Origin of the sequence: Paenirhodobacter huangdaonensis (assembly GCF_004022465.1) — a bacterium.
GTDB lineage: Bacteria > Pseudomonadota > Alphaproteobacteria > Rhodobacterales > Rhodobacteraceae > Rhodobacter > Rhodobacter huangdaonensis.
The window spans coordinates 12,507-31,726 of the sequence record NZ_SAVA01000019.1 but is presented as its reverse complement, the minus strand read 5'-3'; the positions used below and the strand labels follow the sequence as shown (position 1 = coordinate 31,726).

The 19,220-nt window shown below is 61.0% G+C and carries 14 protein-coding genes and 5 pseudogenes; 13 read left to right on the top strand and 6 right to left on the bottom strand.

What is annotated here, in order from left to right; translation table 11 throughout:
- Position 1: 1 nt before the first annotated feature.
- The 3 genes from EOW66_RS19490 to EOW66_RS19480 all read right to left on the bottom strand — a co-directional run bounded on the left by EOW66_RS19490 (position 2) and on the right by EOW66_RS19480 (position 3,152).
- Positions 2-1,108 carry a BMP family ABC transporter substrate-binding protein gene (locus EOW66_RS19490; RefSeq protein WP_128157963.1) on the bottom strand — a complete coding sequence of 369 codons (1,107 nt, stop codon included), beginning with the start codon at positions 1,106-1,108 and terminating at the stop codon, positions 2-4.
- 142 nt (positions 1,109-1,250) lie between these two features.
- Positions 1,251-2,078: a 5-formyltetrahydrofolate cyclo-ligase gene (locus tag EOW66_RS19485; protein ID WP_128157962.1), complete on the bottom strand. Its 828-nt coding sequence runs from the start codon at positions 2,076-2,078 to the stop codon at positions 1,251-1,253.
- A gap of 147 nt (positions 2,079-2,225) precedes the next feature.
- Positions 2,226-3,152, bottom strand: coding sequence for a LysR family transcriptional regulator (locus EOW66_RS19480; protein WP_164881204.1), 927 nt, complete (start codon positions 3,150-3,152; stop codon positions 2,226-2,228).
- 226 nt (positions 3,153-3,378) lie between these two features.
- Between EOW66_RS19480 and EOW66_RS19475 the strand changes: the two are divergent.
- The 3 pseudogenes from EOW66_RS19475 to EOW66_RS20945 form a co-directional block, all read left to right on the top strand.
- Positions 3,379-3,709: pseudogene (locus EOW66_RS19475) on the top strand (transposase); the annotation flags it as partial.
- Positions 3,687-3,827 (top strand): annotated as a pseudogene (locus EOW66_RS19470) (ATP-binding protein); the annotation flags it as partial. The pseudogenes EOW66_RS19475 and EOW66_RS19470, both read left to right, overlap by 23 nt.
- Positions 3,828-3,910: 83 nt before the next feature.
- A pseudogene (locus tag EOW66_RS20945) lies at positions 3,911-5,203 on the top strand (integrase core domain-containing protein).
- Positions 5,204-5,264: 61 nt separating this feature from the next.
- Here EOW66_RS20945 and EOW66_RS20570 read toward each other — a convergent pair.
- Together EOW66_RS20570 and EOW66_RS19445 are read right to left on the bottom strand one after the other, a co-directional pair.
- A pseudogene (locus EOW66_RS20570) lies at positions 5,265-5,478 on the bottom strand (transposase); the annotation flags it as partial.
- Positions 5,479-5,570: 92 nt separating this feature from the next.
- The gene (locus EOW66_RS19445; protein WP_128157960.1) at positions 5,571-6,497 is read right to left on the bottom strand and encodes a LysR family transcriptional regulator; all 927 of its coding nucleotides are present in this window, start codon (positions 6,495-6,497) and stop codon (positions 5,571-5,573) included.
- A 522-nt stretch (positions 6,498-7,019) separates the two neighbouring features.
- Here EOW66_RS19445 and EOW66_RS19440 point away from each other — a divergent pair.
- The 10 genes and pseudogenes from EOW66_RS19440 (at position 7,020) to EOW66_RS20975 (ending at position 15,890) form a co-directional block, all read left to right on the top strand.
- Positions 7,020-8,207: an MFS transporter gene (locus EOW66_RS19440; RefSeq protein WP_128157959.1), complete on the top strand. Its 1,188-nt coding sequence runs from the start codon at positions 7,020-7,022 to the stop codon at positions 8,205-8,207.
- A 12-nt stretch (positions 8,208-8,219) separates the two neighbouring features.
- Complete coding sequence (locus EOW66_RS19435; protein ID WP_128157958.1) at positions 8,220-8,891, top strand: LLM class flavin-dependent oxidoreductase; 672 nt, start codon at positions 8,220-8,222, stop codon at positions 8,889-8,891.
- A 30-nt stretch (positions 8,892-8,921) separates the two neighbouring features.
- On the top strand, positions 8,922-9,767 hold the full coding sequence (locus EOW66_RS19430) for an aldo/keto reductase (RefSeq protein ID WP_128157957.1): 846 nt from the start codon (positions 8,922-8,924) through the stop codon (positions 9,765-9,767).
- Positions 9,768-10,461, top strand: a pseudogene (locus EOW66_RS19425) (IS5/IS1182 family transposase); the annotation flags it as partial. It lies immediately after the preceding gene.
- A 283-nt stretch (positions 10,462-10,744) separates the two neighbouring features.
- On the top strand, positions 10,745-11,578 hold the full coding sequence (locus tag EOW66_RS19420; protein WP_128157956.1) for a MurR/RpiR family transcriptional regulator: 834 nt from the start codon (positions 10,745-10,747) through the stop codon (positions 11,576-11,578).
- Positions 11,579-11,766: 188 nt separating this feature from the next.
- Positions 11,767-12,795 (top strand): TRAP transporter substrate-binding protein, encoded by a 1,029-nt coding sequence (locus EOW66_RS19415; RefSeq protein WP_128157955.1) that lies wholly within the window; start codon positions 11,767-11,769, stop codon positions 12,793-12,795.
- Between the two features lie 25 nt (positions 12,796-12,820).
- Positions 12,821-13,378: a TRAP transporter small permease subunit gene (locus EOW66_RS19410; protein WP_128157954.1), complete on the top strand. Its 558-nt coding sequence runs from the start codon at positions 12,821-12,823 to the stop codon at positions 13,376-13,378.
- Entirely contained in the window at positions 13,375-14,676 is a 1,302-nt protein-coding gene (locus EOW66_RS19405) for a TRAP transporter large permease (RefSeq protein WP_128157953.1), read from the top strand. Before EOW66_RS19410 ends, EOW66_RS19405 begins: the two co-directional genes overlap by 4 nt.
- A gap of 2 nt (positions 14,677-14,678) precedes the next feature.
- The gene (locus EOW66_RS19400) at positions 14,679-15,374 is read left to right on the top strand and encodes an aspartate/glutamate racemase family protein (protein WP_128157952.1); all 696 of its coding nucleotides are present in this window, start codon (positions 14,679-14,681) and stop codon (positions 15,372-15,374) included.
- A gap of 195 nt (positions 15,375-15,569) precedes the next feature.
- On the top strand, positions 15,570-15,890 hold the full coding sequence (locus tag EOW66_RS20975) for a VpaChn25_0724 family phage protein (protein WP_449295445.1): 321 nt from the start codon (positions 15,570-15,572) through the stop codon (positions 15,888-15,890).
- A gap of 701 nt (positions 15,891-16,591) precedes the next feature.
- Here EOW66_RS20975 and EOW66_RS19395 read toward each other — a convergent pair.
- Positions 16,592-18,259, bottom strand: a complete 1,668-nt coding sequence (locus tag EOW66_RS19395) for a DUF262 domain-containing protein (RefSeq protein WP_128157951.1) — start codon at positions 18,257-18,259, stop codon at positions 16,592-16,594.
- Positions 18,260-19,220: the final 961 nt, after the last annotated feature.

Here is a 19,220-nt window from a genome sequence, read left to right as displayed (position 1 = left end):
CTCAGGTCGTCGAACCGATCACGCCATCAAGCAGATAGTCCATCTTCTCCAGCTCGGGGGCGTAGTTGTCCAGCGTGCCCTCAATCACCAGCTTGCCGGTGTTGTCCTTGAGCGGCCCGACATAGATCGGCTTGCCCTCCTTCAGCGCGGCGATCGCGGCATCGGCGGCGGCCTGCGCCGCGGGGGTCGCGCCCGCGCCATAGGCGGTGTTGCGCAGCATGTCGTTGTTGTAGCCGCCCGAGATCAGGTTCGGCGGCGCCTCGCCCGCGGCGATCGCGGCGGCATAGGTCTTGTAGACCGTCTCCCACTTGCTTTCCGCCCCGGTGATGAAGCCCTTGGGTGCGAGCGGCGCGCAATTGGCGTTGTGGCCGCAGGTCTTGACGCCCCGGACCTCGGCCGTCTCGATCACCACCTTGGGGCTGTCCACATGGCAACCGACCACATCGCAGCCCGCGTCGATCAGCGCGTTGGTCGCCTCGGCCTCGCGCACGGGCATCGACCATTCGCCGGTGAAGATCACCTGCGCAGTCGCCGCCGGGTTCACCGAGCGCGCCCCCAGCAGGAAGGAGTTGACGTTCGACAGCACCGTCTGCACCGGCTTGGCCGCGACGAAGCCGAGCTTGCCCGTCGGGCTCGACAGCCCCGCGGCCACGCCATTCACGTAATGCGCCTGATTGAGATAGCTGAAATAGCTGCCCGCGTTCTTGGGGTCGGTTTCCGGGTTCCACAGCGGCGCGCAATGGCGGAACTGGACCGCCGGGTATTTCCTGGCCGCGTCGATTACGAAGGGATTGTAATATCCGAACGAGGTTGCAAGGATCAGGTTCGCACCCTCCAGATTGATCATCGACTCCATCGTTTGACCGACGGCATTGGTCTCGGGGACGTTCTCCTCCTCGACGACGGTCACGCCGGGCACCTGGCGCAGGATATCCATCGCCGCGGCATGGGACTGGCTCCAGCCGTAATCGTCGCGCGGCCCGACATAGATCGCGCCGATCACAACGGGGGTTTCGGCCCGCGCGAGGCGGACGGGCAGAACCGAGGCGGCAAGTGCGGCAGCGCCGGTCCCGAGCAGACCGCGGCGCGAAAGAACTGTGGCAGGCATGATGACTCCATCTGTTGGGGTGCCGTCCTGACGACGGTTATCTGATTATCCGATCTTGTCTTGCGGCGGTCCCCCCCGATCCGCCTGTTCGCGAACCCCGACTGCCGCCGCGATCCCCGGTGTCATCCTCTTCCCGCGGGGCCTAGCCCCGCGCCGCCATATCCCTGGCTGCCAGGATCTTTTGCTTTAGCGCCTTGAGGAACCAGATGTCCTCGAACTGGTCGGGTTGGACCAGATCCCAGACCACGCCGCCCGGCTGATGCCCCGAGGGCGTGGCTTCGATCACCTCGTTTTCGGTGACGATCCAGTTCAGCAGCGAGTCATGCGCCATGATCGGCAGGCGCTCGTCCTCGACCACCATGCTGGAATGCACCGTGGTCACGATCGGCGTCGTCTCGGTGATCTTGCCCAGATCGCGGAAGAGACCGAGCTCTAGATCGGCGAAACCGCCGCCCTTGCCGGTGCGCCCGCCCGCGCGCGTCACCGCCACGCAGCCGCACACCGCCAGATCGAGCGGCATCATGTCTTCGAACCCCAGCTTCTGTCCGACGTTCACCGCCCCTTGCGAGGTGGCCGCCATCTCGAACTGCACTCCCTCGCGCGAGAGTTTCTCGGGATCGAGCAGAACCCAAGGCAGCTCGCCCGTGCCGAATTCCGGCACCGGCATATAGACCAGCTTGCCGTCATAGAGCGCGCGCAGCCGCACCGGGATCTGCGGCGGGTCGGGATTGCATTTCACCACCGAGGCGTTCTTCCAGATCGGCAGCTCGGAGAGCCGCTTCGCCGCGGCCTCGGCCCCGACCCAGTTCGAGATCCGGCTCCAGACCGGGCCGATGTTCAGCCCGCTCCGCTCCAGCCGTTCCCAGATCTCGCTGCGCAGCCGATCCTTGTCGGTGTTGCGGCCCGACCAGCGGCCGGCCCGTTCTTCTTCGGTCGAGACAAGCGTCGAGTTCAGTGTCGAGTGCGACATGGTCGTTCCGGCTTTCGAGGACCGCCGTCCGGGATGGGATGGCAGGGGCCGATGCTCGACCCGGGCCAGAACGGTAACATGCGATTTTCGCCGGGTCAGTTCCCCGGTCGTTAAGAAGTTTATATATGTTTTGTTATATTGATGCATTCAGCCAGAAACCGAAGGCAGAGACCGCGCCACCGCCGTAATCTGGCCGCGAAGCCATATATTGCGGGGATCTGACTGCGCTCGTTCGTGCCAGAGCAGAAAGAATTTCAGCCCGCCGAACATCTCTGGCGCGCTGACGCTGCGCAGCGGCATAAGAGATTCAAAATAGCCTGCAAAACGAGCACTCGAGGTGAAAATCACGTCAGACGCCAGAAGAATATGCGGGATCAGGTTGAATTCCGCCACCATGACTTGAATGTCGCGGCGCAATCCGTGTTCCGCCAGCTGCAGATCGATCGGCCCCGGATCGGCGCGCGAGCGGGCCACGGGGGCGATGTGATCGGCGCTCAGATACTCCTCGACGCTCAGCCGGTCGCGCCCCGCAAGCGGGTGCTGCGGCCCCATCAGACAGACGATATCCTCGGTCATCAGATGCGCCGTCTTAAGATGCCCCGGCGCCCCCGGCCAATTGCAGATCACGGCGTCGATCTCGTCGCGCTCCAGCGCCTCGGCATAATCGAAACTGGCGTCGATGCCGCGCACCACCACCCGCGCGCCGGGTGCCTGCTCGCGCAGCCGCTGCAACAGTGGCGGCAGAAAGATCGCCTCCATGCAATCGGCCGAAGCCAGCCGGAAGGTCGCCGCTGACGCGCCGGGATCGAAGACCTCAGGGCTACCGACGATCCGGTCGATCCCGCCCAGAACCGCCCGCACATGCGCCAGCATCCCCAGCCCGCGTTCGGTCGGCACCAGCTTCGATCCGCTGCGCACCAGGATCGGATCGCCGGTGATCTCGCGCAGCTTGCGCAGCGTCAGGCTGACATGCGGTTGCGACTGATCGAGGATCTTCGCCGCTCGGGTCACGCTGCATTCCTCCAGCAGCACCTGAAGAACCCGCAACTGGCGTGTGTCGATCTGTTTTAGCATGGCCCGCCCCCGATCCTCTTCCTTGGGGTAGCCAGAACCGCCCCGATGGGCAAGCCGCGTCGCCCCTAGCCGAGGGGATGCGGCAGTATCGCGGGCCGGGCGTCCAGATCTTCGCCATGTCAGGGAGACGACCCCAGAGAGGGCGCCGCCCTCCGGGAATCCCCCCCCGGAAGTAAGGCGCTGCATAAGCAGAATTTTCTCGGCAAGATGAATGAGGAGATTCAGAATGAAGACAAGCAGATACACTGAGGCGCAGATCCTTGCGATCCTGCGGCAGGCGGGATGCCGGTAGCGGAGCTGTGCCGAGCACATGGGATGAGCAGCGCGTCGTTTTACAAGCGGCGGGCGAAGTATGGCGGGATGGGCGCGTCCATGATCAGCCAGATGAAGGTCATCGAAGAGGAGAACCGGCGGCTGAAGCGGATGTATGCGGACCTCAGCGTGCAGGCCGACCTGCTGAAGGAGGCTCCAGGAAAAAAATGACGCGGCCATCTCAACGCCGCGAGATGGCCGGGGAAGCGGTGGCGCGCCAGGACCGGCAAGCCCCATATCTCTGTGGCTATCGCGCGCGCGGTCATCCGTAACGGTGCCCGGGGCAAGTTCTTCAATGTCGTCGATCTGGTGAACAGGCTAGAGGCCGAGGCTCGTGCAGGGAGGGCGGGCCACCTTGCAGAGAGCTAGCTGCGGAAATCCGAACAGCCAGGATAAGTGGATTTTCCGCGCAATGGCAGCATGATGCTGCGAGCGAGGAGAAGATCATGGGAAGACGACCGCGCCGGAACCACAGCTCGGCATTCAAGGCGAAAGTGGCAGTGTCCGCGATCAAGGGCATGAAGACGCTGATCGAGCTTGCACAGGATTTTGATGTCCACCCGAACCAGGTCAAGCAGTGGCGCGACCAGTTGCTTGAGGGCGCGACCGGGGTGTTCGGGGAGGCCCCGAGAGCCGAGGCTGAACCGGCGCTCGATGTGAAGACCCTGCATGCGAAGATCGGAGAGCTGACGCTGGAGAACGATTTTTTGTCCGGCGCGCTCGGCAAGGCGGGTTTGTTGCCGAGCGTAAGGAAATGATCGATCCCACCGCCAAGCTGAGCGTCAGCCGCCAGGCCATCGTGCTGGGGATCAGTCGGGGCAGTGTCTACTACAAGCCCCACTCGGTGTCGGACGCCGATCTGAAGCTGATGCATCGGATCGACAAACTACACATGGAGGTCCCCTTCGCGGGCAGCCGGATGCTGCAGGGACTGCTCGTTCAGGTAGGGTTCAAGGTCGGACGGCTGCACGTTGCCACGCTGATGAAACGCATGGGCATCGAGGCTCTCTACCGCAGGCCGAACACCTCGAAACTGGCGCCGGGGCACAAGATCTACCCCTATCTGCTTCGGAAGCTGCCGATCATCCGGGAACGCCCTGCGGCGAGGCCTTGCCTCGAAGGTGCTGCCGTGCCCCAAGAAGGGCATGACCATCCGGTCCCATGACTGTCCTGTCCCTGCATCCTTCCGGGCAAAGAATGTTCATGTGCCGCAGGAAAGGATGATCGGATAGCCGAACCCCCAGCAGAAACTCACGTCATTGGTGGCGTCGACACCCACAAGGACTTGAATGTCGCGGCTGTCATCGATCATTGCGATCGCATTCTCGGCACCGCGAGCTTCCCGACAACGCGGCATGGATATCGCCTGATGCTGACCTGGATGAGGTCCTTCGGCGGCCTGCGCCGTGTCGGGGGGCGAGTGTTCCGGCAGTTACGACGCCGGGTTGTTGCGCTACCTGCGGGCCACGGGTGTCGAGGTGCTGGCCGCCCGCGAGATCGAGATCAGCATGGATGGCAAGGGGGGCTGGCGCGACAACGTCTTCGTCGAGCGCCTCTGGCGGACCATCAAATACGAGGAAGTCTACCTGCGCGCCTATGCCAGCGTGTCCGAGGCCCGCGCCGGAATTGGCAGGTATCTGGCCTTCTACAACACCCGCCGCCCGCATTCATCGCTTGACGGGAAAACCCCCGATCAGGCCTACTTCAACCAGCCGATACCCGAGGCGGTGGCGGCGTAACCAAGGCGGAAAACCACTTATGAAACGCCTGGAACCGGTTCAGATCAGCCGAACCACCTCTTTCGGCAAACCCTGTCGTCTGGCGCAGCGCCATGCTGAACAGCACCTTCATGGTCAGGCGGGTCTGTATGGCGGCATCGCTGTAGTCGGGCTGCCGGCCGGTGCGGCCTCTCAAGTCATGGCGGGATCGACCAGATCGTCAGCGCGCCACGCCGCTTGAGCGCTTCGTTATAGGCCGGCCAGTTTCTGGTCTTGTAGGCGGGGGGGGGGCTCATGCAGTCCAGCTACCACGCTGGATTCACAGGATGAATCCCTCACGAGATTTGTGCAACAGAGCCGGGCAGGTCACGCATTCGATAGATTGAATCTATGCCTCGCCTTGCCGGCCTGCACCGCTCTTTCCAATGGCGTCGACCAGAAAGTCGATGAACGCGCGCGTTCTCACCGCAAGATTTTCGTGCCCGACATAGACTGCATGAATCATTTCGATGTCACCGGCATTGTGGCTCGCCAGAACCGGAACAAGCCGTCCCGAAGCGATGTCGTCCGCGACGTGAAAGCGACCGAGACGTGCCAGGCCAACGCCTTGAAGCGCGAGCTGGCGCAGGATGACCCCGTTGTTGCCATAAGAGTTTCCGGTGACAGGCAGAGTGTAGGGCTCTCCGCTGGTTGGATCACGAAACGGCCATTCGTCCAAACTGCGTCGAAAGTTGAAGCGCAGACAATTGTGCCCTGCGAGCTCGCGCGGCGTGGCGGGGGCTCCGGCACGTCTGAGATAGTCGGGGGACGCCACGATCACACGGTCGGATTCGAGCAATTTTCGCGCCTTGAGGGATGAATCCCGCAAGGGGCCGGATCTCAGAGCGATGTCCGTGCGGTCATCGACCAGATCGATAACAGCATCGGTCAATGAGATGTCGAGTTCAACTTGTGGATAGAGCGCCAGAAACCGCGGAGCGAGCGGTAGGATGCAGCATTCCCCGAAGCCAACCGAGGCGCTGATTCTGAGCCGACCTTTGGGGACGGCTCCGGCCCCGTTGGAGATCAGGCGTTCCGTTTCATCAATCTCGGCCAGGATGCGGCGTATCCGGTCCAGGTAGAGCGCCCCTTCGGGAGTCAATTGCAGCATACGGGTCGAGCGTGCAAAAAGCTGCGTGCCGAGACGTTCTTCGACGCGGGCGATGAGTTTGCTGATCGCCGATGGCGTCAGCCCGACCTTGCGCCCGGCAGCGGAGAAGCTGCCGGCCTCGGCGACGGCGACGAAGACATTCATTTCACCGCTGCGGTAATCCATCTCGCTCACCTATGAGCCAAGTTCATTGCAAGATCGATTATCGTGCCCAATTTTCCACGGTCAAGGTTTCGTCGTACCTTCATCGCAGAAGGTCGGAGGCGCCGCTTCGCTCCCATGGTGGAGTGCCGAAATAACTGCGGTGCCATGCGGCGCGCCCCGGGGAATAGTATCGATGGTTTCGTGCCCGGGGACCGCCTGGCCTCGGTCTGTGCGCCAGGCAGCCATGCCGAACGCGTCGTCATGCCAGCAGCGGTGCTCGGGCGGGTTAACATGGGGGGTAGAGGCTACCGCGCTGACTTTCGCGGACCAATGATCCTTCGACATGCAGATGCTCAACTGCCGGGCCGTTGGAGTGTGTACCCCCGACGAGCGGCACGGTATGTGAATTTATTTCACGGCATCTTTGACAGTCGTGTATCTATTTTCACGAATAGAGAGGGCGCATGTTGCGGCCAGTACGAAACCCGAATCTGACCCGCTTCATTCCGGGGGGCAAAAGCTCCGTCGGAGAAAGGATGTTCAATGCCCATCGCCCTCTTTGCCCTGACGATCGCGGCCTACGCGATCGGAACGACAGAGTTCGTCAGTGTCGGCCTCTTGCCGATCGTTGCGGACGACTTCTCCATTTCCCTGCCTGCGGCCGGGTTGATCGTTTCCATCTACGCCCTCGGCGTGACCTTCGGCGCGCCGATCCTGACCGCGCTGACCGGTCGGATGGAGCGCAAGCCGCTCCTTATCCTGCTGATGCTGCTCTTCATCGCCGGCAATATCCTTGCCGCGGCGAGCCCGACCTACGGGTTGCTCCTGACCGGACGCATCTTTGCGGCCTTCGCACATGGCGTCTTCTTTTCGGTCGGTTCCACGATTGCGGCGGATCTCGTGCCAGAGGATCGCCGCGCGTCCGCCATCGCTCTGATGTTCATGGGATTGACCGTCGCCATTGTGACCGGTGTTCCGCTGGGTACCTTTATCGGTCAGATCTTCGACTGGCGCGCCACCTTCTGGGCCGTGGCACTTCTTGGAGCGGTCGCTCTGCTCGGTATTGCCGTGCTGCTGCCCGGCAAGATCGCCAAGGCGCCTCCTGCGACGATCATGGACCAGATCCGTGTGTTGGGCTCAGGACGGTTGCTGCTGGTCTTCGCAATGACGGCACTCGGCTACGGGGGCACCTTCGTGACCTTTACCTATCTGTCGCCGATCCTCGAACAGATCACCGGTTTTTCGACCTCTTCGGTCAGCCTGATCCTGGTGCTTTATGGCGCGGCCATTGCCGTGGGCAACCTCTCGGGCGGCAAGATCGCCAACACGAACCCGGTGAAGGCGCTGACGGGCCTGTTCCTGGCCCAGGCTGTCGTCCTGGTGATCTTCAGCTTTACCGCGGTAAACCCGATCGCCGCTCTGGTGACCCTCGCCCTCCTTGGCTTCCTTCAGTTCGCGAACGTGCCCGGCCTGCAGCTCTACGTCGTGGAACTGGCCAGGGAGCACCGTCCCGGGGCTGTTGACACCGCATCGGCGCTCAATATCGCCGCCTTCAACCTCGGCATCGCGGCCGGAGCCTGGCTCGGCGGCATCGTGGTCGAAGCCCCCGGCTTCGGGCTCGGCGCAACCCCCTGGGTCGGCGCGATCATGGTCGTGGGCGCCCTGATTCTAACCTACTGGAGCGGCGTGCTCGACAGCCGCACCAGCTACGCGACGGCACATTTCGAGTGAGGGATGGTGAAGATGTCCCTCGTCCAGGACAATGCCCTCGATCTGATTGCCAGGCCTGGTCAGATCACGCCCGGCATCGAGTTGCCGCTCGACCATGACGGGTCGCCGGCGGGGGATGCCCGCCGGCAGCAGGAGGGGCGTCCCTATGGCGTCCCCGACCTGAGCCATTATCCCGAACATGTTCGTCAAATCGACGAGGCCCGGTTTGCAGCGCTCTGGCTGCGCGATGTTCCGGTCTTCGACCCGCGCCACTTCGGCGATGCCGGCTCAGTCTACGACCCTTTCGTCAATCTCGGCTATCTCGCCGGAGCGATGAAGAATGTGGTATTGGGCACGGCGGCGGTCGTCTTGCCGCTGCGCCACCCGATGATGGTGGCAAAGGCGGCCGATTTCCGCTCCCTGCGATCTGCTGCCGGACAGGGACGGGGCGCCTTCATCAGCGCCTTCCGTCTCGATCTCGCGGACGATCCCGATGAGGGCGTGACCCCGCGCCGGTTCGCCGCGCGTCTGGGGCGCCATGCGTTCCTGGATCACATGGCACGGCTGCAGGGCGTGGGGGGCGATCACCTTGCCGTCCTGCTGCGCCTGTCTCGCCGTCCCGTGCCCGAGGTGATCGACGAGTTGGCAACCGACGTCCTGCCACATCTCAACAGCGCCGGCGCTCAGAAAACCGGCGCAGCGTGACACCTGACACATCTGAAAAGGAGAACACAGATGGCAACTCAGACAATCCATGCGCCCGCGGTCCCGGCCAATGGGGCCAGCATTCCGGCACTCGGCTTTGGTACGTTCCGGATGCCGGGCGACGACACCGCGCGCATGGTCAAGCATGTCCTCGACCTCGGCTATCGCCATGTCGATACCGCGCAGATCTATGGCAACGAAGCGGAGGTGGGGGAGGGGCTTGCCGCATCCGGTGTCGCCCGCGGCGAAATCTTCCTCACCACCAAGGTCTGGGTCGAGAACTACACCCACGCCGCCTTCATCGCTTCGGTGGAGGAGAGCCTGAAAAAGTTGAAGACCGACTATGTCGACCTGCTGCTCCTTCATTGGCCGAACGATGCCGTGCCCCTGGCCGAGCAAATCGGCGCGCTCAACGAGGTGAAGCGGGCAGGCAAGGTGCGCCATATCGGCGTGTCCAATTTCAACACCGCGCTCATGGCGGAAGCAATCACGCTCTCGGATGCGCCGCTCGTCACCAATCAGATCGAGTACCATCCCTATCTCGATCAGTCGAAGGTGATCGAAGCTGCCCGTGCCGCCGGGCTGAGTGTGACCGCCTATTACGGCATGGCCGATGGCAAGGTGTTCCAGAACGAGGCGCTGAGGGACATCGCCGCAACGCATGGCCGTTCGGTGGCGCAAGTGGTGCTGCGCTGGCTGGTGCAACAAGAGGGCGTCATCGCACTGTCCAAGACGGTCGGCGAGGCCCGCGCGGCGGAGAATTTCAAGATCTTCGACTTTGCCTTGAACGCCTCGGAGATGGCGGCCATCGCCGGGCTGGCGCGCCCCGACGGGCGGCTGGTCAGCCCCGAAGGTCTCGCGCCCGAGTGGGACTGACGTCTCTTGTCCGGCCGCCCATTTTGCGGCCGGACGCCTCCATCGTCGTTAGGCTTCAGACCCATTGATTTCAGGATTATGGCGTGTTTCAGGCTCCGCAACGAGATCGGGGCGGCTGGCTATAATATGCAAACCGCTGTCGATACCGGAACCCACATCATCGTCACGCACGAGGTCACGAACCAGGGCTTCGACCGTGACCAGCTCGGCCCGATGGCGATCCCAACCAAGGATGCCCTCCACCGCGAAGACCTGTATGCCATCGCCGACAAGGGCTATTTCAGCGGCCCAGAGAGCCTCGCCTGCCATGAGGCGGGCATCACCACGACCGTGCCGCGACCGGCCACCTCGGGCAATGGGGCCAAAAGCATGTATGTGAAGGCCGATTTCGCCTACGATCCGGAACGCGACGTCTATGTCTGCCCGGCTGGTGAGGACCTGATCTATCGCTACATCACCGAGGAGCGCGGTGTTCGGGCCCGGCGATACTGGATCAACGAATGCCAGACCTGCCCGCTGCACCGTCGAACACCCTTTCGGCGCGATCAAGGGCTGGATGGGGCGCACGCATTTCCTGACCCGGAGGCTGAAGAACGTCCCCACCGAGATGGGCCTGAACGTCATGGCCTACAACATCAGGCGGGAGATCTCCCCGATCAGTATCCGTCGCCTGATGCAGGCCATTCCGGCATGATCAGGACACAGCCGCCCCCCCGAAGCGGCTGCTCAAGCGCGCCGCAGCGAGTGGACTGGACAGCCCCATAACCGACGGTCACTAGCTCGCCGTCGCCGTCGCCGTCGCCGTCGCCGTCGCCGTCGCCGTCGCCGAAGCGGACAGCCAACACTCGATGCAGACAGAATCCGGCGTGACTGCCGCTGCTGCGGGACATTGCGGATAAGGGGCAGACGAGAATTATGGTAGTGGCGCGCAGAACCCCACGCCGCTATGGTGAAAACTCATTTTCATGGGGGACTTCATGACCCATCGGTCTTTTCTTGCTCGCGTCCGTCACATCTTGCCAGAACTGCATCCGGCGGAGCGGCGCCTCGGGGAGCTGGTGCGGAATTTCCCCGGCGAACTCGCCAGCTACTCAGCTTCGGAACTTGCGGCACTAGCAGGCGTGTCCAATGCTACAGTCAGCCGTTTCGTGAAGCGGCTGGGCTATCAATCCTATGAAGATGCCAGGCGGGACGCGCGAGAAGAAAGCAGTAGTGGATCGCGGCTCTATCTGCAGCATGCGGGCGATGAGAAATCTACTGGACAAAGTGCGTTCCTAGAGACTGACATCCGCAACATTCGCGAGACAATTGACGATATCGGAACAGAAGAAATCGAAGGATTGGCACATGCGATTTTGGCTGCGCGCCGAGTCTGGTGCATCGGATTTCGGGCTTCCGGTGGTTTGGCGAACTATCTTCATTGGCAGCTTTTGCAGGCCGTTGATGACGCTGTCTGCGTCCCCGGGGGCGGGCAGACAATGGGTGAGCATGTAGCGAGGATGAAGCCCGAGGACGTGATCATCTTGTTCGGATTGCGCCGAAGAGTTGCAACGCTCCAGGATTTGATGCGGGCCATTCAAGGGACAGGGGCGAACATCGCCTACGTGACGGACGAAGGTGTGCCGAGGAACAAGGAAGTTGGCTGGCACTTTCGATGTGCGACCCGTTCCTCGGGGCCACTTTTTAGCCACGTGGGAGTGATGGCATTGCTAAATATTATCGCCAACCGAACCATTGAGTTCGCCGCCGAATCGGGAGGTCAGCGCCTAAAAGAGATTGAGACCTACAACGATCTCTTGCGCGAACTTTGAAGCTCTCGCCGCCCGGGAAAGCGGCGCCTTCATGAAGACATGCTTAAATATTGTGCGCATTCCCGGGATTTTCGCCGACGGCGAATTTCTTCTGTGAAAATACGTCATTCTGTACGTGAAAATGTGTTTTCACGTAATTCATATCCAGACATGACGTTTCCACAGGACACAGGGAAAGGACCGAACTAATGCGCAAGCTGCTTGTTTCCACTGTCATCGCCAGCCTGGCCCATACCGCACAAGCTGATCCGATTTCGCTGAGGGTGCTCGGTCAGCCGGTCGGCTCAGGCCTTATTCAGCAACAGAAAGAACAACCGTTCTTCGAGAAGTTCGGCGAAATGGCCGGAACGGACGTGTCAGTTGAGTACTTGCCCGTGGATGTTGCAGGCATTCCGGACACCGACGGAATGCGCGTCCTCAGGAGCGGACTCTTCGACATCGTATCGGTGCGAGGACCGCAGGTGAGCCGTGACGAGCCGACCATGCTAGGCTTGGACCTTGTGGGTCTCAATCCTGACTACGCGAGCGGAAAAGCGCATACTGAAGCCTTTTTGCCCATCGTCGACGCAGCTGTCCAGAAGCGCTTCAACGCAAAGCTGCTGGGCGTCTGGCCCGCGGGGCCCCAGGTGCTCTTTTGTAAACCGGAAATCGGCGGACTGAAGGACCTCAAAGGACTTAAGGTGCGCGTGGGGGACCAGTCTGCTGCTGCATTTGTCGCCCAGTTCGGCGCCACCGGCGTGCCCCTGCCGTTCGGCGAGGTGCAGCAGTCTTTGGCGCGTGGTGTCGTGGACTGTGCCATTACCGGGCCTGCTTCCGCCAATTCCGCCGGATGGCCGGAAGTGACAACCACGGTATTGCCGATTGCCCTGCAGCTGGCCGTGAACGGCTATACGATGAACTTGGATAGCTGGAACAAGCTCGATAGCGAGCAGCAGGCGAAGGTAGAGGCGGCTATCGGCACGCTGGTGGACGATATCTGGGCCTATTCCGAGGAGCTCTACGGCGATGCGATGAACTGCAACACGGGACAGGAACCCTGCGTCCACGGCAAACCACACAATCTGAAGTCTGTGGCGGTCTCCGAGGCCGATCTGAAGGCCGTATCGGGCGCACTCGTCAGCTCGTCGCTGCCGACCTGGATCAAGCAGTGCAATGCGGTCAACCCGAGTTGTGAGGCAGACTGGATGGCAACAGTCGGTGCCCAACTAGGCCTGTGATCCTGGCAAGAGTGTGAGGGCAAAGATGAAAACCTACTCGCGAACCTGCGCAATCGTCTTTGGCTTGATGATGACGGTGCTCTGCGTCGTCATCGCCGCCGAGATAATCCTGCGAAAGGTCTTTAACCACTCACTGGCGGGGGTCGATGAACTCTCGGGATACGCAATAGCCATAGGTGCGCCTCTCTGTTTCGCGGTTACCGCGGTGGAGCGCAGTCACATCCGAATTAACCTGCTACACATGCGGATGCCCCGCTTGGCCCAGGCGATACTCAACCTTCTCGCGGCACTGGCGCTGGCGGCACTGGCCGTGTTTCTCTTGATCTTCACAATTCGAACCGTGAGCGAGACGAAGCTCTTCGGTTCGGTTGCTCAGACACCATGGCTGACGCCTCTTATTTATCCGCAATCCGCCTGGCTGGTTGCGATGGGGGTATTCACGCTGGCCTGCGTAATTCTGGCCGGTCAGGCACTATGGCTGGCTGTGCACAGAGACAGCGTCGAACTGGTCCGCAGCTTTGGGCCGGAGACGGTCGAAGACGAATTGGAGGCTGAACTTTCCGACCTGGAGGCCCGCGCATGAGCATTACCGTCATCTTTATGGGTTTCGTGATCATGCTGGCGGTGATGTTCTTGTCGATGCCGGTGGCTGTGGCAATCCTGGCCGTGGGGGGCATGGGCGGCTATCTCGCCTATGGAATGCCGCTCGTGGAAACCATGGGCGGCGTAGTGTGGGGCACGCTCAACAATCCGGTGATGACCGCCATTCCTCTCTTCATGCTGCTTGGTGAGCTGCTGCTGCGAGGCGGCATTGCCGACCGAATGTTTGACGCACTGGCGGTTTGGCTCGGTCGGTTGCCGGGAGGCCTGCTGCATACGAACATCGGCACCTGCGCGCTCTTTTCGGCGACCTCGGGTTCATCTGTCGCGACGGCGGCAACCGTGGGGACGATCGCCCTGCCGGCTCTTGGGGAACGCGATTATCCGGTGCGCCCGACGCTGGGGACACTTGCCGCAGGGGGGACGCTTGGGATCCTGATTCCACCCTCTGTGAATCTCCTGGTCTACGGGTCGCTGGCCAACGTTTCTGTGGGTCAGTTGTTTATCGCCGGAATCTTGCCGGGCATTGTATTGACGCTCTTATTCTCCGCCTATGTCGCAATGCGCTACCCCGATGCCGGACGCGACACACAAGCCCCTGCTGTGTCCGCGGTGGAAAAGCGGCGGCTTCTGCGTCATCTCGTTCCGCCGGCAGCGATCTTCGGGATCGTCATGGGATCGATTTACGGTGGCCTCGCCACCCCTACTGAAAGTGCTGCTCTGGGCGTCATCGCCGCCTTTTGGTTCGTATGGCGCGGGCGACGGCTGAGCTGGGACCTACTGGAAAACTGTTTTATCCAGTCGGCTCGAACCTCGGGCATGGTCATCTTGGTGATCGTCTCGGCGCTGCTGTTGAATGTCACGCTGTCCATGACCGGTGGAACGCAAGCTGTGACGCGCTGGGTGACGAGCCTGGAACTGAGCCAGACCACGTTACTACTCTTGCTTATGGTCTTTTACGTGATCCTCGGCATGTTCATGGACGCGATGTCGATGTTGGTTTTGACGGTGCCTATCGTAGTTCCGATGGTGACAGCACTCGGCGTAGACCCGATTTGGTTTGGTGTGTTTGTCGTCGTGATGTGCGAAATCGGTCTGATCACACCGCCGGTTGGCATGAACCTCTTCGTTGTACAGGGAGTTCGAAAGGGTGGTGGTGATTTTAGCGATGTGATCCGCGGGGCTGCTCCGTTTGTCGTGCTTATGATAGGTTTCGCTGGGCTGCTCGTCGCCATTCCAGAGATCGCCCTTCTCCTGCCGCACATGGCTTCGGGGCGGTGAGAATGACTGAAGCTGTTCTCCGGCCTAAGACAAAGGACCACACGCGTCGCATCCTGATTGTCAATCCGAACGGCAATCCCGATGTGACACGGCTGGTTGCAGCTACTGCGAGGAATCTTCTCTCGCCATCGACACAGGCCGAGGTGCTGAACCCCGAGGGAAGCCCGTTGTCGATCGAGACGCTGAATGACCGCAAGGTAGCTGAACCGCTGGCAATTGATCTGCTCGCAGCCAACCGTGGCTACGACGCCTATATCATGGCCTGTTTCGACGACATTGCTGTCGCGGGCGCCCGGCGCTTTTTGGGCGCACCCATCGTGTGTGCAGCTGAAGCCGCGGTTTCTGTGGCGAGGCTTTTCGCGCCGAGATTTACCATAGTCACGACAGTCGCAGGCATGGTTCCGGGCATCAATGCTCTTGTGAAGTCGCTTGGCGCGGAGAGGCTTTGCACTGTCCGCGCCGCAGGCATTGGAGTCGCCTCTGCTGCCTCCGGCGGACGTGAGATCGACCAGCGGCTCGATGAATGCATTCGCGATGCAAGGAACTTCGATGGCGCGGGAGCTATTGTGATGGGTTCTGGGGGGCTGACAGGTCGCGCAGCAACGCTAATGGAGCGGCACGGCATCCCGGTGATCGACAGCATTGCAGCCGCGATTTCGATGGGCGAACTCGCGGCGGGTCTACGCTCAGGTTTATAGCGTTCCTTCAGCGCCAAGGCCTCGGCGCCGCGTTCGGCAAAACCGTGCAGAGACCCCGCCAGCCAGTTTTCACACAGCCGGCCCAATGCCGTCATTGGCCGACGTTTGGTCATGCTGCGAGGCAACGTGTCAAAGCGGACTTACGAATTCTACTGGAGGATGGCAAAGCAAGTCGCGACCAGCTAATCTGAAAGCATGCTACAAAATGCACAAAATCAACTTGAGACTCTATCCAGCGAACACCGGGCGTTGGCTGTGCTTAGGCTGCTGTTTCGCGCGCCAACCTATAGGTCAAACGAGCTCCTTCTGTCTGACTGGTTAAGCGCGATTGGACTGACTTGTAGCTCGTCACAATTGAAGCGTCAACTTCGCGAGCTTGAGGACGCAGGGCTGCTCGAAACCAGTGAAGTGGAAGGCAACGTGGTTGTTCAGATGTCGAACGAAGGCGCTGAGGTAGCTGAAGGAAAGCGAATTGTTGAGGGAGTGCTGCGCCCGACACCTGAGTGCCCTTACTGACGGCCCTTACCGGACGGTCAGACCAGTGGCGCTGCTGCATTGCAGCTTCCCCAAAGGAGACGCTCGATCAGAATGCAACGGGAAGCAAGTTTCAGATTCGGCGTCTTTGAACATCCCGTTACGCCTTCTCTCCCAACTCTCGCGGGCATTCACGCCGGGCGAGCTGCGTGAGAGGGCGGCCCCTCGGCGAGGCGCGAGGGATCGCTGACGCTTGGCCGTGCCGTTTCGCCGGCCTCCCCCCCCCCACCTCGTTCCTTTGTTCTGTGCAGACCGTGATCCGCCCCCCATGTCTCCAGGTCTCAGCGACGGCCAAGGTTTAAGCGCAGCTATTCGCCGGTCTCTGCGTCCTTGCCCATACGATTGCGATGCACGCGTTGCGCTTTATGTTAGGCGTAGATGCGGCAAAATGGGCAAATGCTTCCTGTGCCGGGCTGATCGGCTCGTGTTTCGTCGGCATTGCCGTTGGGATCACCGCCTGTGCTTCGATGGTGTTCGCATTTTCTTCGCTACGGTAGCCTGCGCTGCGCTGGTCTTTGCTGCGCCCGCCGCCGTCGCAGGCTATGCTATGATTTACGGCGTTACGGGCGAGGCCGGGCCGTCCGAGGTGTGGTGGTGGTTTTGTCGGGACGTCGCAGTGATCCGCCCGGCGGGTTCGTTCAGGTGAGCAGGCAACCTCCGACTTAACTGATCAATGCACCGCCTCATTCGAAAGCCACAGCTTCCTCTTCGTAGTCATCGTCGCGTGACGGTTGACCATCCGTATCGATTTGTCGGCTAATGATCCTCTTGCCCAGCTCCTCGCTGACCAGCTTCGCCCGTTCAGCGAGGAACTTATCGTAATCGTTCCCCCACACGCCGAAGTCATCCAGATCACCAATCAGATGCGACGCCATCGTTTTCGCCAGCGCCTTATTCGATTTCTTGAAAGTCTTCATATATGTCGCAGGCGGCTTGGCGCGGATCTCCCGCTTGTTCAGGTAATCATCGACGATGGTGATGTTGAGGATGTTGTTGATCCGCCATTCCTCGACATTCTTCTTACCGAGATAGGCGCGTGGGAAGAAGTGGTGATAATTTTTGCTGTTGGCCTGTTTCAGCCAATAGTTGCGGATGCTGACGATTGAGTCGTCGTTGAACGATTTCGGCTCGTGGAAGGCATAGAGGCACAGGATCGCCTTGATCGAGCTGCGTCCCGCGTTGAACCATCCGTTTTCCAGCAGGAAGTCGGGCGAGATGTCCACCGCCCAATCATAGTCGGGTGACTTGCCTTCCAGGATGCGGTCGATCCGGCGAACGTCCTGCGCGAGCTTGCTTTCGACCGACGAGGAGTAGCGCCCGCCCAGCGAGCAGCGCCAGAAAAAATCTTCGAGCAGCGGACGCTGCTCGGCGGACGGCTTGTCCGGGTGATGGAAGAAAAAATAGGCGAACGGGACGAGCAGCTGTTTGTACGGCAGCAGTTGCGACACCGGGATACGGTAGTTGTTGCGGAGGAACTCAACCGCCCGTTCGAACGCATCGGTGGCCCGAGGCCAGGTGTCGATGAAAGCGGTCTTGTCGAGCTTGAGGATCATCTGCTTTTTGCATTCCTTGGTCAGGATCAAAGATACAAGTTGCAGAAGCGTCGCGTCGGAAACGGTTTCGTAATCGAGTGGCTCCAGCCTGCCGACCAGCTTGTCGAACTTCTCCGCCAGATCGAACTGGCGCGGCTCGTCATAGGTTTTTGCCACCATGATTTCGAACACGCTAAGCGGTTTGCCGCCGACGTTGATGCGCGTGAAAATTTCAGTGGCGACGTCGATCTGCACGTCCTTCACGAGGATGATTGAGAAATCATAGGACTCGATCCGGCGTCGGTATTCCGACAACCGCTCGTGATAGTCAGCCGGGTAGGCCACGAGCGCCTTGAAGCTGCCATGGATAAGGTCGCGCAGCCTGATCCACGTTCCATCCGCGAGATCGGCGACCTCCGTCACGACGATCTGATCGTCCTCGCCGGCGTCGAGATTGATGAACATGTCGGCGAAGTCGTCGGTCTTGCCCGAGTTGCGTTCGACCTTGATTCCGCGCAGCGCAGCGTAAAGGCTAGTGAGGCGCTGCTGGCCGTCGAGCACAAAGGAGACTGTCTCCCCGTCCTTCGGCTCCGGCAGGGTCGTGTTGCCGAGATCGCGAACGCTGCGCAGTCGGTCCTTCGTCGACCAGAAGATGAAAGTGCCGACTGGATAGCCCTTGATAACGCTGTCGAGCAGGGCGGCAGACTTTTGCATCGTCCAGACGAAGTCGCGCTGGAATTGCGGAATCTTGACCTGACCGCGCTCGATGTCCGTCAGAAGATTTGTGTAGTTCGAATGGGTCGGACTCGGCAGTATCATGTAATCTTTGCTCTCCGGTCGGCGTGTATCGCTTTTCGCTAAGCATCGCTCAATCGCCGACGTGATGCGAGGGTAAATCCGAGTGTTCTCTGCGGGTGGTGCTCTCGGCTGCGCCGGAACCACACTAGCAGCGCATTGCCGCCATTCGGCTTCGATCGCTCACACAAAGAGAGGCGGCTGTGTCCCTTCCTCTGACGCCGCCCCGCTCAGGTGAGAGAGCCGGGCTTATGGAAATCTCCGTTCTCTGCGACAGCGGTAGAACCATGACGGGGGATTTTGCAGTTCTCGGCAGCACACCCTTGGGCGGTTAGCGCGTCTGCACCACATGTCGTGCTGGAGCCCGTCGGCTTCCTACCCCTCGCGCGGTGCAAGGCGCCTGACGCGAGACTTCAGCACGCTGTGGCGGCGGCAGAAGACCCTCGGGGGCAACATCCCCTACCGCGGCTCGGATGGCCGCTTCCGCCAGTTGCCGCGGACGCAATACCGCAATCTCACTGGCGGCAACCCGCCCTTTGTGCCAGTGGGCGCAACTTTGGCGGGGTTTGTGGTGAGAAGAAAGGGCCTTATGCTGCGAGGGATTTTGGATCGTGCCAGTCCTGCTGATGCAAAGGCAAGAATTTCTGTGATCCTGCCCCCGCCACCAATACTAGTTGCGAAACCTCCGTAGGCCCCGCCACGGAGGTTTTTGCATTCCCGGACCCATTCGGCAGGGATCGTCTGTTGCGCCCTCCCGCAACCAACAATCCCTGTGATAGCAGGTTGTCCAGAGCCTCGGCCTCCGAAAGCCAGAGCCTCGGCCTCCGAAAGGAAGTCGGGGTTTTTCTTTCCGGCCGCTTTCCGGCGTTGTTGCAAAAGTTCCCGCTGAGCAGGGTTCACATAGTGAATTGAGCTGCCCTCCAATAATCGGACAGTGACGGAAGCTGCGATCTGACGTCTGCGGGTCTCCAAGAACGAGGAGATC